This window comes from Anaerocolumna aminovalerica (assembly GCF_900115365.1).
In the GTDB taxonomy this organism is placed as follows: domain Bacteria; phylum Bacillota; class Clostridia; order Lachnospirales; family Lachnospiraceae; genus Anaerocolumna; species Anaerocolumna aminovalerica.
This window is the reverse complement of sequence record NZ_FOWD01000027.1, coordinates 1-13,721: the sequence shown is the minus strand read 5'-3', so window position 1 is coordinate 13,721 and position 13,721 is coordinate 1. Positions and strand designations below refer to the sequence as shown.

Genomic DNA, 13,721 nt, shown 5'->3' with positions numbered 1-13,721 from the left:
TAAATAAAGGCTTAAAATTACGTTTAAATAAAAATTTATTATTGACAAATCATGGGCACCTGTCTATAATGTAAACAGTGCGAATTTATAAAAGATAGGAGATTGTTATGCTAATTAATTTATCAGATATTATATCTGTTAACGGCAAAGTCGAACATATTCAAGCTCCCATCGAATTAGAAAGCTTTTGCTTGGAAGGGATTTGTTATCCTTTTGCTGAAAAATCCAGTGCTGATCTTACCATAACCCATATGGGAGAGCGTAAAGTCCGGATTGAAGGCGAAGCAAAAATATCTTTATTAATTCCGTGCAATAGATGCCTTGAAGACGTAGAAACCTTGTTTGAACTAAAGATATTTAAAGATTTAGATTTAAATCATAGGTCAGAAGACCGAATTAAGGATTTAGATGAAACAAATTATATCGACGAATATAATCTGGATGTAGATTTATTAGTCTATAATGAGATACTTATAGACTTTCCCATGAAGGTTCTGTGTGATGAGGACTGTAAAGGTTTATGTAAAGTTTGTGGGACGAATCTGAATAAGAACACCTGCAATTGCAGTGAACCTGATCCGGATCCCAGAATGTCAGTAATCCGAGATATATTCAAGAATTTTAAGGAGGTGTAATCATGGGAGCTATCTGTCCAAAGAATAAATCTTCAAAAGCTAGAAGAGACAGCCGTAGAGCAAACTGGAAAATGTCAGCACCTAATTTAGTAAAGTGCAGCAAATGTGGAGCATTAATGGTACCACATAGAGTTTGCAAGGCTTGTGGTTCTTACAATAAAAAAGAAATAATTCCACAGGATTAATGCTTAGAAATCACATAAAATCAAGGGTTTGAGAAAATCAGATCCTTGATTTTTTTATTTTTAACCCAATTTTAACCCTTCTAATCCAAGTAATTGTTAATAACAAAATAAATTTTATTAGATATAATACAAATATTTTAACCTATAATTAAACTATTTGTATAAATTATTCTTAGAAGGTTAAATAATTAGGATTTTTATATAGAAGTTTTTTATAGTTTAGCACAGAAAAAATAATATTATTTGACAAAATTGCACCTATATGATAGCATATAGAAGTAATAACATGATGGAGAGTGTAATAGAATGCGACAGAGAATCAACCGTACACCGTTACAATCAGAGATAATTAAATATATTCAAGAATATATTCATGATGAAAACTTAAAGGCAGGGGACAAACTTCCATCACAATCTGAGCTTATGGAGATGATGGGTGTTAGTAGAACATCCTTGCGGGAAGCAATAAAAACCCTTGAGGCAAAAGAAGTTTTAGAAGTAAAGAATGGTAAGGGTATTTATGTTAAACACAATGATGAGAATGTATTGATGTCTCAGCTTAATTTTCTAGAAGAAAAAGAATCTTTATTAGAGGTAATGGAAGCACGTAGAATATTAGAAAAAGAAATAATTAAACTTGTAGTGAAAAATATTACTGATAAAGAGCTTGAAAGTCTGGGGGAAGTTGTTAAAGTCCTGATGGATAAGTACCACCGTGGTGAAAAACAAAATGTGGAAGATAAAAAGTTTCATTACATGATATATGAATCTTCACATAATAGAGTAATGCATCGGCTTATTTTATCTATCAGCCGTTCTATGGATAAGTTATGGGATTTTCCATTGAATATGAAAGATCCGTTTACAGATACAATCCCGCTCCATGAAGAATTGTATAAAGCTATATGTGAACGAGATGTTAAGAGAGCGTTAGAAATTAATGAACACATTCTTGGAATGATGTATCAAACTATTCAGAAACAAAAGTAAAGCAGTATCAAACTGCTTTTATTTTGAACACAACCTATACTATAGCATATAGCCTATAGGTTGTGTTATGCATATTGTGAACAGGAGGCTAATATGAGTATTCAATTTGAATTGGAGCGAATGGAAAGGCTGGTTAAAGATATTAACAAACTCCGCTATCCGGAATCAAAAGTTATTAAAAAATATAAAATGCATGAAGGAAAAATAGACAATGGAGCAACTTGTGATACAAGGGATTGGCAAGATTATGAAATTGACACACCCTGGAAAGATACAGACCGTCATAGATGGTTTCGGACAAGTTTTCAAATTCCAAAGTCCATGGTTGGTAAGCATGTTGAATTTCGCATAACCACAGGGCGTGAGGGGCAATGGGATGCTACAAATCCACAGATGCTTTTTTATCTGGATGGGGAAATTGTACAAGGAGTGGATGTTAATCATAGAGAGATTACTATTACAGATAATGGAATTCTGGATAAGAGATATGAAGTAGCTTTGTATGCTTATAGCGGAACCGTAAAGGGCGATTTAATACTACACACAGAGCTTGTAGTACAGGATGACATAATCAACAAGTTCTATTATGATTTTGCGATTCCGGTACAGGCTGCAAGAGTATTATGGAAAAACAAAAAAGATGACGCACGTAAAATTCTACAGGTACTTGGTCCGGTTGCTGATTTGCTTGATTTGAGGAAAGCTTATTCAGAACAATTCTATGAATCTTTTGTAAAAGCCAGCTTATTACTTGAAGCAGAGTTCTACACAAAGGAATTAGAATACGTTCCAAAAGTAAGTGCAATTGGACATACCCACATTGATATAGCTTGGTTATGGACTGTAGAGCAGACAAAAGAAAAAGTGTTACGAAGCTTTTCAACGGTGCTTAAGCTTATGGAACAATATCCGGATTATAAGTTTATGTCTAGCCAACCTATCCTGTACAAGTTTGTAAAAGAACAGGAACCAAAGATGTATGAAAAAATTAAAAACAGAATAGCGGAAGGCAGGTGGGAAGTGGATGGTGCTATGTGGCTGGAGGCTGACTGTAATCTGCCAAATGGTGAATCTTTGGTAAGGCAGATAATTAAAGGCCATCAGTTTTTTATGGAGGAGTTCGGTAAGGAAAGTAAATCTCTATGGCTTCCTGATGTATTTGGATATTCAGCTGCAATCCCACAGATTTTGAAAAAAACCGGTATTTCCTATTTCATGACAACGAAGATTGCCTGGAATCAGTATAATCAGTTACCCAATGATACATTTATGTGGAAAGGAATTGATGGCAGCAGAGTTTTTGTATTTATGCCCACAACCTGTAATTATGAAAGAACTCTAGGAGATAATGTTTCTTTTTCAGATACCAAAAATACAACAACCTATACAGGAATTATCAATCCCAATATGGTACTTGGTACTTTTGAACGTTTTCAGAACAAAGATTTAACGGAGGACACCATGATGCTCTATGGGTATGGTGACGGAGGCGGAGGTCCCACCAGGGAAATGTTAGAAAGTGCAAGGAGGCTAAAATATGGATTGCCAGGTATTCCAAAGGTCAATTTGGAATTTGAACAGGATTTTTTTGATCGTACTTATGTAAAAATTGCAGCTAATAAAGATATGCCTACATGGGATGGTGAATTGTATTTTGAGTATCATAGAGGTACGTATACATCCATGGGAAAAATGAAGAGGTATAACCGTAAGAGTGAAATCTTATATGAACAACTGGAAACTTTAGGCTGCTTAAGTTCTTTAATTGGAGAAGTATATCCCCATGAAACAATAAATAAAGGCTGGGATACCATATTATTAAATCAGTTTCATGATATTATTCCGGGAAGTGCAATTGAAGAAGTTTATATCCAGTCAAATAAGGAATATGAAAAGATTTTAGATGACGGTACATATTGTATACAGAAAATCAGCAGAAAGATTGCAGAGCATGTTAGAGCTCCGGTAGATTCTATTGTGGTATTTAATACCCTGGGCTACTGGAAAGATGACATAGTAGAAGTTGACACCAGTGGAAAATATTCCATAGCTGAGGTCAGGGATTTAGAAGGTAACACATACAAAGCTCAGTATATTTCAGAGGATAAGTTGATTTTCTTTGCCAAACAGCTGCCACCTTTAGGTTTTAAAACTTACCAATTAATAAAAGGAGAAAAACCGGAACAGGAATCTTTGGAATGGAACTATGAATTTGATAACAGCTATTATTATGCCCGATTCAACCATAAGATGGAGCTGGAGTCTCTTTTCGAAAAAGAAGCTGAAAAAGAATTTATTAAGGAAAATCGTTTAGGAAATGTTTTGAATATTTATGAAGACAGACCTATGAATTGGGACAACTGGGATATTGATATTTATTATAAAAAGAAAAAATATGAAAGTGATTGGATTTCTGAAACAAAGGTCATTGAAGCAGGACCAGTTAGAACAGTGTTAGAAACTTCATATGGATTCATGGATTCGGTTGTTACACAAAAAGTTTTCTTATACCAGGATATACCTAGAATCGATTTTATAAATCATGTGGACTGGAAGCTGCATAATGTGCTGTTAAAAGTTAATTTTCCGGTGAATGTGAATACAAACAGGGCTACTTATGAAATACAATACGGAAATGTTGAACGAGAAACTACTAACAATAATAGCTGGGATATTGCAAAGTTTGAAACTTGTGGACATAAATGGGCAGATTTGTCTGAAAATGGACTGGGAATCAGCCTTTTGAATGATTGTAAATACGGTCATAGTATTAAGGATGGAGAAATGTCTTTAACGCTGATTAAGTCAGGGATCTATCCAAATGAAAATGCGGATATAGAAGAACACGATTTTACCTATTCCATATACCCCCATAAGGGCAGATGGCAAGATGCCAGTACTGTTGAGATGGCATACAACCTTAATGTACCATCCATTGTAGCGATGAAGGAAAAAGGAATACAGGAATGCTTACCGGATAGCTTCAGCCTGATCTCCTGCAATCAAAAGAACTGTTTTATAGAGATGATAAAAAAAGCAGAAGACGGTAATGGTTGGATCTTAAGGATGTATGAAAATCAAAATCACAGAGTGGAAGCAAAGATTTCGGCTTCATGGAATATTCTATCTGCAAAAGAATGTGATTTACTGGAAAATGATCTGAATACTCTTATCATTAGAAATAATGAGTTTGAAGTATGGTTTGAACCATATGAAATTAAAACATTTCGAATAAACTTTAAGGAATAAATACTATTGGACAAGGAGAGGTAATATGCTGGAAGAATTGACAAAAATTTGGGGAGTCAGCGGTAGAGAAAAAAGAGTTGCCAATTACATAATTGATCAAATCACCAATTATGCAGACGAAATTAAGAAGGACGCAATGGGGAATCTGATAGCGCTTAAGAAAGGCAATGGTGGCAATAAAAAGAAAATAATGACGGCTGCACATATGGATGAAATAGGTCTTTGTGTTGTAAAGATAATGGAAAATGGACTGTTATTGGTTAAAAATGTGGGCGGAGTTTCTCCCTATATATCTTTTATGAATCGGGTTCAATTTGCCAATGGTGTGGTAGGTTGTGTTGCATGTAAAGAAAAGATTCAAAAAGTTGAACCAAATGAGTTCAATAAATTATACATTGACATTGGAGCAAAGGATAAAGCAGAGGCAGAACAATATATTCAAGTAGGGGATTGTGCTATGTTCCTGGGAGAATATACAAAACTCCTTGGTAATAATGTAATGTCTAAAGCTTTTGATGACCGAAGTGCATGTTTCATTCAAATAGAAACTATGAAAGAAATGAAAACACCTTATCATGATGTATATTTTGTGTTTACAGTACAAGAAGAGGTAGGATTGTTTGGTTCTACCACATCAGCAGAAGGAATTCAACCAGACTTAGGGATAGCAATAGATATTACAGGGGCATTTGATATTCCCGGAGATGAATTTGGAAACCCTGTATTAGGTGGAGGCGCAGCAATTAAAATCAACGATGCAAGCGTAATATGCGATGAAGCATTAACCCAGGATTTAATTGATTGCGGGAAAAAAAATAATATAAATTATCAGCTGGATGCTCTTCCGGCAGGGGGAACTGATGCAGGGGCAATTACAAAGTCGGGTGCAGGAGTTAAGGTACTTGGTATATCTATACCAACAAGATATGGACATTCACCAAATAGTATTATTAATCTGGCTGATGTTGAGGCATGTATTAAATTGCTTACAAAATTTTTAGAGATGCCTTTAAACATTGTGACAGAAGAAATAATAAAGTAAATAAGAAGGGAAGGAAAAGTTATGAGAAAAATTATGTATTTGAAAAAAATTACAGCTTGTGCACTGATCTGCGCCATGTCACTTGGTTTAGCAGGATGTGGAAGCAAGGGTACTAGCGGTAAGGATGGGGCAATTGGTGGAAATGTGGAAGTAACCGGTAATAATAAAACAACTGTTAATCTTCCTATGACAACTGATCCGGACATTTTAGATCCTAGCCGTGCAGATGACGGTCAAAAGAACCAAATTGTATTAGAGGTTCAAGAAACACTTATTCGTATGCAGGATGGAAAAATTACACCTGCAGGAGCAGAAACATGGGATGTTTCAGATGATGGATTGATATGGACATTTAATCTAAGAGATAATCAATATTCAGATGGAACTGCTATTAAAGCTCAGGATTATGTGAACTGCATGTTAAGAACTTTTGATCCTGAGGTGGGCAGTCATAATGCCGGTACTTTTTATTGTATAGAAGGTGCAGAAGCATATAACACTGGTACGGCCAGCAAAGAAGAGGTTGGAATAAAAGCACTTGATGAAAGGACTTTAGAAATTCGATTAAATGAACCGCTGCCATATTTTCTGCTAATGGCAAATTGTGCCAATCTTACACCTATTCCTGAAAGTAAAACAACAGGAGAAAGTAATTTGACATACGGTTCCAATGCAGAGAATATGGTTTATTCCGGCCCATTTGTAATTGATAGTTGGACAAGAGGCTCTCAGATTGTATTAAAGAAAAATCCGAACTATTGGGATGCAGCCAATGTTAGATTGGACACCGTTAATTTTCTTCTTGCACAGGAGGAAAATACAAGACAGCAGATGCTTGAGCAAGGCAATATTGATATTTTAACCGGTATTAATGCAGAGTACTATCAGAAAGTAAAGAGTAAAATTGATGCAGGGGAAATTTCACTCATTGAAAACGCAAATCCAGGTTCTTCTTATATTGCATTTAACAATCAAGATCCTAATGGAATCTTTACAAATGCTAAAATAAGAAAGGCATTTTCACTTGCCATTGACAGAGAAGTTTTTGTAGATAATGTATTGAAAAAAGACAAACCAGGTTATGGTTTAGTTCCGTATTCCATTAATAATGGGGAAACTAAATACAGAGAAGAAGTAACTGACCCATTATTAGAATGTAAAGAAGATCCAAAGACGTTATTCGAAGAAGGTTTAAAAGAAATCGGAAAATCCGGTGAACCTATTACAGTAACCTTCCTTCAGAGTAATGCAAATAATGATACAAAAGTAAAAGCGGAATTTTTCCAAAATCAATGGCAATCCATATTAGGTGTGACAGTTAAAATTGATACTGCAGCCGATAATGCAACCTTTAACAATCAAGTATCAAAAGGTCTATATCAAATCTGTAATACTGGCTGGGGCGCAGATTATAATGACCCTATGACATTTATGCAATGCTATTTAACAGGGGATGGTAATAATCCTGCCCTTTTCTCTAATAGCAGGTATGATGAGTTGATAAATGCATGTAAATCTGAACCGGATATGAAAATCAGACAAGAGAAAATTGCAGAAGCAGAAAAAATACTAATAGCAGAAGAAGCAGGTATTGCACCACTTACTTACAGCTTTAAACGTAACCTTGTTGATAAATCATTAAAGGGATATAGTTTCAATGGATCCGGTGGACCTGAAATTGAGTTAAAAACAGCATATTTTGAATAAGAAAGAGACGAGGCGGAGGAGGGAAATTTCCTCTGTCTCGTATTCTTATAAGGAGATTAGTTATGCTTAAATACATATTAAAAAAGTTTGGTTATATGATTGTTACACTATGGATCATTATAACAGCTACCTTTTTCTTAATGAATTTAATTCCCGGTGATCCCATGCAGTCCGGTACAAAAATTCTTCCGGAAGCTGTGGCAAAGAATCTGGAAGCTAAATGGGGATTGGATAAACCAATTGGAGAAAGATATTTACACTATTTAAAAAACATTACACATGGAGAGCTAGGAGAATCTTATACAACACCTGGCTTGACAGCAAATGAAGTAATTGGAAGCCGTCTTCCAGCGTCCATTCGTTTAGGCTTGCAGGCAGTAGGGGTAGGTTTGGTTTTAGGATTACTGATTGGTATTATTGCAGCATTTCATAGAAATTCATGGATTGATTTTATTGCCATTTTTATAGCAATATTTGGAGTATCTATACCAAGTTTTGTATTTGCAGCATTATTGCAAAAAAGCCTGGGGGGAACATTTTTCCCTATAGTGGGTTGGGTTACAGAAGGTATGGGACTGGCAGATTCTTTACGTGTTACTGCATTACCTACTTTGTCAGCGGCAATAGGTGGTATAGCAACCTATTCCCGATTTATGCGGTCCTCCGTACTGGATGTTTTGAACAATGATTATATTTTAACTGCCAAATCTAAGGGACTTTCCAATGGAGAAATTATCTGGAGACATGTACTTAGAAATAGTATTACACCGATTATTTCCATTGTAGCTCCCCAGATTGCAGGAATTGTAACGGGTTCCTTCGTCATAGAAAGAATTTTCTCCATACCGGGTCTTGGCCGATACTATGTAGATAGTGTAAATGGGCGAGATTATCCTATGATAATGGCTACCACAATAATTTTTTCTGCAATCTTTATCTTTTCAATCGGCATAATGGATATCTTATATGCCTTGGTAGATCCAAGAATTAGAAAGAGTCTGATAAAATAGAGAGGAGAAGGCTGAATGAATTTCATTCTCTTAAAGTTGAAATCTTTCAGCCGGAGCTTTGTGCTGCGCACAAAGTCTCCAGACTTTGAAAGGAGTATGGTTATAAGAATGGAAAATCAAAATATTGTACTAACGAAAGAAATGTTTGCACGTGTTGGAGTAAATGAACAACAGTCAGAAAAAGTGGCCAGACCAAGCATATCCTATTGGCAGGATGCATGGCGACGGTTAAAACAGAATAAAGTTGCCATGATCAGCATGGGATTTTTAATTTTTGTGATATTAATGTGTATTTTTGCTCCTTATATATATCCCCATTCCTATGACGAACAAAATCTTGCCTATACAAATCAGGGATCAACAGTACAGCATATTTTTGGATTAGATGACCTTGGCAGAGATATATTCGCCAGAATATGGGTTGGAGGAAGGGTATCTCTGTCCATTGGGCTGGTGGGAGCTGTAATATCTTTGGCAGTAGGGGTAATATATGGGGGAATCAGCGGATATTTTGGCGGCGTTATTGATGATGTTATGATGAGAATTGTTGAAGTACTTGTTGGTATTCCTTATATGGTAGTTGTTATTTTAGTCAGTATTGTATTGGGAAAAGGTATGGTTTCATTGATTATTGCATTATGCATAACAAGTTGGACTGGCCTGGCGCGATTAGTAAGAGGGCAGGTGCTTAATTTAATGGAGTGTGAGTATATTTTGGCGGCAAAGGCACTGGGCACTCCAACTTTTAAAATAATATTAAAGCATCTGTTACCTAATATATTAAGTATTATAATTGTAAATACCACTTTTACAATTCCTGGTTTTATCTTTTCGGAAGCATTTCTTAGCTTTATTGGTATGGGAATTCAACCCCCTAATACAAGCTGGGGTGCAATGGCTGCCCTTGGCCAGCAACAAATGTCATATTATCCCCATGAATTGCTTTTCCCGGCAGCAGCAATATCATTAACCATGTTAGCGTTTAATTTGTTAGGAGATGGACTTCGTGATGCTTTTGATCCGAAACTTCGCCAATAAGAAATAAAAGGAGTTCAAGTATGAGTCATTTATTAGAAGTTAACAATTTAAAAGTTTCCTTCCATACATATGCAGGTGAGGTTCAAGCAGTACGTGGAGTTACTTTTTATGTGAATGAAGGAGAAACCCTTGCTATTGTTGGAGAGTCAGGATGTGGAAAAACAGTTACTTCCAAAGCAATAATGGGACTAGTTGCTTCTCCACAGGGTGAAGTAAAAAAGGATAGCGAAATTAAATTTAAGGGAATCAATATTCTGAAATATACAAATAAACAATGGCAGGATTATAGAGGTAAAGATGCAGGAATGATTTTTCAGGATCCCATGACATCATTAAATCCCACTATGAAGATTGGAAATCAGATTCGGGAAGGAATCATCAAGCACCAAAAAGTAAGTAAAAAAGAAGCACAGGAAAGAACCATAGAATTATTAAAGAAAGTAAATATTCCTAACCCTATAGAGAGAATCCAACAATATCCTCATGAATTTTCAGGAGGTATGAGACAAAGGGTAATGATAGCTATAGCATTGGCCTGTAATCCTCAGCTTATGATTGCGGATGAGCCCACCACTGCCCTGGATGTTACTATACAGGCCCAGATTATAAAATTATTAAAAGAAATTCAACGGGTAAACCATTCGGCTATTATAATGATTACCCACGATTTGGGGGTTGTTGCCGGAATGGCAGATAGAGTTGCAGTAATGTATGCAGGTAAAATTGTAGAAGAAGGATCAGCAGAAGAAATTTTTGAAAACCCCCAGCACCCATACACCTATGCACTATTAAATGCAGTGCCTAATTTAGAGTTAGAAAACAAGGCAGAGCTCCATGTTATTCCAGGAACCCCTCCGGACTTAGTCGCTCCTCCAAAAGGCTGCGGGTTTGCATCAAGATGTGAATACTGTATGGAAGTCTGCAATAGATATGAGCCTCAATATACTCAAATATCAAAAAGCCATAGGACAATGTGCTGGCTCCATGATGAAATAGCAAAAGAAGTATATGGATTTGATAATGTAAGGAGCGTGATTAAGAAATGAATTCAAGGGAGCCTTTAGTAAAAGTAGAACATCTGAAAAAGTATTTTAATATGAGAAAAAAAGGTGTGCTGAAAGCTGTAGATGATGTATCCTTTGAAATATATCCAGGTGAGACCGTTGGACTGGTTGGAGAATCAGGATGTGGAAAAACAACCTGCGGAAGAACTATTTTAGGTTTATATCCTGCTACAGAAGGAAAAATTGAGTTTCAGGGAAAAGATATTAGTCAGCTGAAAGATAAAAAAGAAATAATTGAATTTAAGAAAAACGTTCAAATGATCTTTCAGGATCCATATGCTTCATTAAATCCCCGTATGACAGTTGGGGATATCATTGCGGAAGGAATGATCAATCATCATGTACCAGGAGGAAATGACCGGATACAGGAATTACTTGCTATGGTTGGTTTAAATAAAGAATATACAAACCGCTTTCCTCATGAATTTTCAGGGGGACAAAGACAAAGAATAGGTATTGCAAGAGCTTTGGCAGTTGATCCTAAGTTTATTGTATGTGATGAACCAATTTCCGCATTGGATGTATCTATTCAGGCACAGGTTGTTAATTTGCTTGTTCGTCTCCAGGAACAATTAGGATTGACTTATTTATTTATTGCTCATGATTTATCAATGGTAAAACATATATCAGATCATGTTGGAGTAATGTACATGGGTCAATTGGTTGAATTTTCATCAAGTAATGAACTTTATAAACATCCGGCCCATTTTTATACAAAGGCATTACTTTCTGCGATTCCAATTCCAGATCCTAAATTGGAAAAAACTAAAACTGTACTGCCTTTAGAAGGCGAAGTTGGAAGTCCAATTAATTGTGGGCCAGGCTGCCGCTTTATGAGCAGATGTAAGTATGCAACTGAACAATGTGGGATTGCTACACCTGAACTAAAAGAAATTGGAAAAGGACATTTTGTGGCTTGCCATGTTTTGGAGAATGCTTGATGATATATTTGAATTCTTCATAGAATAATAAATTTCATTTAAAAAACGGAGCTGGTACTCAATATGAGTATGCAAATCCGTTTTTTGTTTCTATTATTCTCCTCCCGGACCGTCCCGGCGTTCCTGCTCATCCGGTATTATATTTTTTACGCCGGATGTATTCTTTGCAGTATCTTTTGCAGAATTATTGCTACTATATTGGGTCCCTTTACTTTTTGTATTTTTTTTACTTTTTCCCATACTGATTCCTTTCCTTGGTGAAAAACTATGAGTACATAGGTTTGTTTAATCTCCTATGATTATAGTATCTGCTTACAGAAAAGAAATATTCATACCTTAAATATGACCAAACGAAGGTTTTTTAATGAGTAAGTTTAAGTTTGGTTTCTTTAGAATGGCAAAGAAAATTAATGTAGTCCATAAAACATTCATATAGTTCAGCAGATTCCTTTAATTCTGATATATCTAATTCTATAAAGCTTATATGATCCTGATATTTCGCTTTAAATACATTCTTAGAAAGTTTACCAAAGGCAGGAATAAAAATTCCTGTCTTTTTGTTGTAACAGGTATTTGCTTTGGCTTGTATACGATATTCTTTATCAACAAATTGAGCAACACTTTTATGGATAGCCATATCTTCTTTTGGTAAATAATAATAATCTTTATAATTATTAAAAAAATATTTAAGTTCACCTTTAAAAACAGGTATTTTTAGGGTAACATTATTAGCGGATGCAATTAATTGAATGGACATATTATTACAAATTCCATTTATAGAAACTGATAATGTGTTCTCCCAATGAGCGGATATTGGTACTTTAAACGGAATAGTTACCAGCAGTTCTAAAAAGCAGATTTCTGAGTCTGTATCTGAAATGATTTCTGTATTCCAAATCTTCTGTGAACCAGCAGTATTGGTTATGCTTTGGAATATATGCTTATATAGGTTATTATCAAATAAATCAATATAGTACAATATACTTGATATAGATAATAAACCCTTCAGGTCTTCTGCATTATGTAATAGAAGTATACGAAGCAGGTCCTTGGATGAAGGAATTGATTTTGAATAGGGAAGAGGAGATTGGTTATCCGCCCCTTCTGGTAAAATGCTTTTGTGTAATTTCTCATAACGGCTGCTTCCCAGATAATTGGCGTAAACCTGAATTAAGTCGGCTCCAGAATACGTATCTTCTCTTACTATCCCAAGAAAGGATTCAACAGTTTTTAATTTTAGGTTCTGGACAGGAAGTAAACTCTTATAAGGAAGCAGTTTCTTATAAATATCAAAACTGTCTATAAGGTCAAAGGGAATATCAATATTATATTGTTTGCATTTATTCTGAATAAATGGAATATCAAATCCACTTCCGTTATAATGGACCAAACGCTTATAGTGCTTAATTTTTTGAAAAAATTCATGAAGTATAGCCTCTTCATGATTTAATTCATCAGCAAACCATTGAATCATTTGCCATGTATCATTTTCAAAATATATACAGCCGACTAAGTAAATAAAAGAGGTTTTTGCAGACAGGCCGGTTGTTTCTATATCAAAAAACAGGATATCTTCCATATTATATGGGTTTTGTATGGGATAAAGTAATGTATTGTTTAAGGTTGTATGTATAGTTAGCATTTGATTACCTCGACTTTAAAAAAATATAAATATTCTTATTATTAGCTTACCTTAATATTAAGTTTACCTTAATATTATTAGAAATAATTGTTTTTATAGTATGATTCGCTATAATTTATTTAGCATGAACAAAAGTTCATGCTCTGAAAATTCAAGCAAGCTTGCATTTTCCACATTACGTTTTTAATATATCATGAACAAAAAGCCGTTCATGATCT

The 13,721-nt window shown here is 35.1% G+C and carries 12 protein-coding genes; 10 read left to right on the top strand and 2 right to left on the bottom strand.

The features are described 5' to 3' along the window. The first annotated feature begins 107 nt into the window (after positions 1-107). The 10 genes from BM183_RS14140 to BM183_RS14095 all read left to right on the top strand — a co-directional run bounded on the left by BM183_RS14140 (position 108) and on the right by BM183_RS14095 (position 11,861). Positions 108-635 (top strand): YceD family protein, encoded by a 528-nt coding sequence (locus BM183_RS14140; RefSeq protein WP_091687526.1) that lies wholly within the window; start codon positions 108-110, stop codon positions 633-635. A gap of 2 nt (positions 636-637) precedes the next feature. After that, a complete protein-coding gene (gene rpmF / locus BM183_RS14135; protein WP_091687525.1) occupies positions 638-820 on the top strand; it encodes a 50S ribosomal protein L32 in 183 nt (60 codons plus the stop codon). 306 nt (positions 821-1,126) lie between these two features. Next, positions 1,127-1,810 (top strand): FadR/GntR family transcriptional regulator, encoded by a 684-nt coding sequence (locus BM183_RS14130; protein ID WP_091687524.1) that lies wholly within the window; start codon positions 1,127-1,129, stop codon positions 1,808-1,810. 93 nt (positions 1,811-1,903) lie between these two features. Continuing rightward, entirely contained in the window at positions 1,904-5,059 is a 3,156-nt protein-coding gene (locus tag BM183_RS14125; protein ID WP_091687523.1) for an alpha-mannosidase, read from the top strand. Positions 5,060-5,084: 25 nt separating this feature from the next. Next, positions 5,085-6,101 (top strand): M42 family metallopeptidase, encoded by a 1,017-nt coding sequence (locus BM183_RS14120; protein WP_091687522.1) that lies wholly within the window; start codon positions 5,085-5,087, stop codon positions 6,099-6,101. 21 nt (positions 6,102-6,122) lie between these two features. Continuing rightward, on the top strand, positions 6,123-7,808 hold the full coding sequence (locus tag BM183_RS14115) for a peptide ABC transporter substrate-binding protein (RefSeq protein ID WP_091687521.1): 1,686 nt from the start codon (positions 6,123-6,125) through the stop codon (positions 7,806-7,808). Between the two features lie 62 nt (positions 7,809-7,870). After that, a complete protein-coding gene (locus BM183_RS14110; protein WP_091687520.1) occupies positions 7,871-8,818 on the top strand; it encodes an ABC transporter permease in 948 nt (315 codons plus the stop codon). A gap of 108 nt (positions 8,819-8,926) precedes the next feature. Continuing rightward, complete coding sequence (locus tag BM183_RS14105) at positions 8,927-9,856, top strand: ABC transporter permease (RefSeq protein WP_091687561.1); 930 nt, start codon at positions 8,927-8,929, stop codon at positions 9,854-9,856. Between the two features lie 20 nt (positions 9,857-9,876). Beyond that, positions 9,877-10,902, top strand: a complete 1,026-nt coding sequence (locus tag BM183_RS14100; RefSeq protein ID WP_091687519.1) for an ABC transporter ATP-binding protein — start codon at positions 9,877-9,879, stop codon at positions 10,900-10,902. Continuing rightward, positions 10,899-11,861, top strand: coding sequence for an ABC transporter ATP-binding protein (locus BM183_RS14095; protein ID WP_091687518.1), 963 nt, complete (start codon positions 10,899-10,901; stop codon positions 11,859-11,861). The genes BM183_RS14100 and BM183_RS14095 overlap by 4 nt, the downstream gene beginning before the upstream one ends. Before the next feature lie 93 nt (positions 11,862-11,954). Here the strand turns inward: BM183_RS14095 and BM183_RS20755 are convergent, their stop codons facing one another. After that, complete coding sequence (locus BM183_RS20755) at positions 11,955-12,101, bottom strand: hypothetical protein (RefSeq protein WP_170848026.1); 147 nt, start codon at positions 12,099-12,101, stop codon at positions 11,955-11,957. Positions 12,102-12,222: 121 nt separating this feature from the next. Continuing rightward, positions 12,223-13,503: a ribonuclease H-like domain-containing protein gene (locus BM183_RS14090; protein ID WP_091687517.1), complete on the bottom strand. Its 1,281-nt coding sequence runs from the start codon at positions 13,501-13,503 to the stop codon at positions 12,223-12,225. Positions 13,504-13,721: the final 218 nt, after the last annotated feature.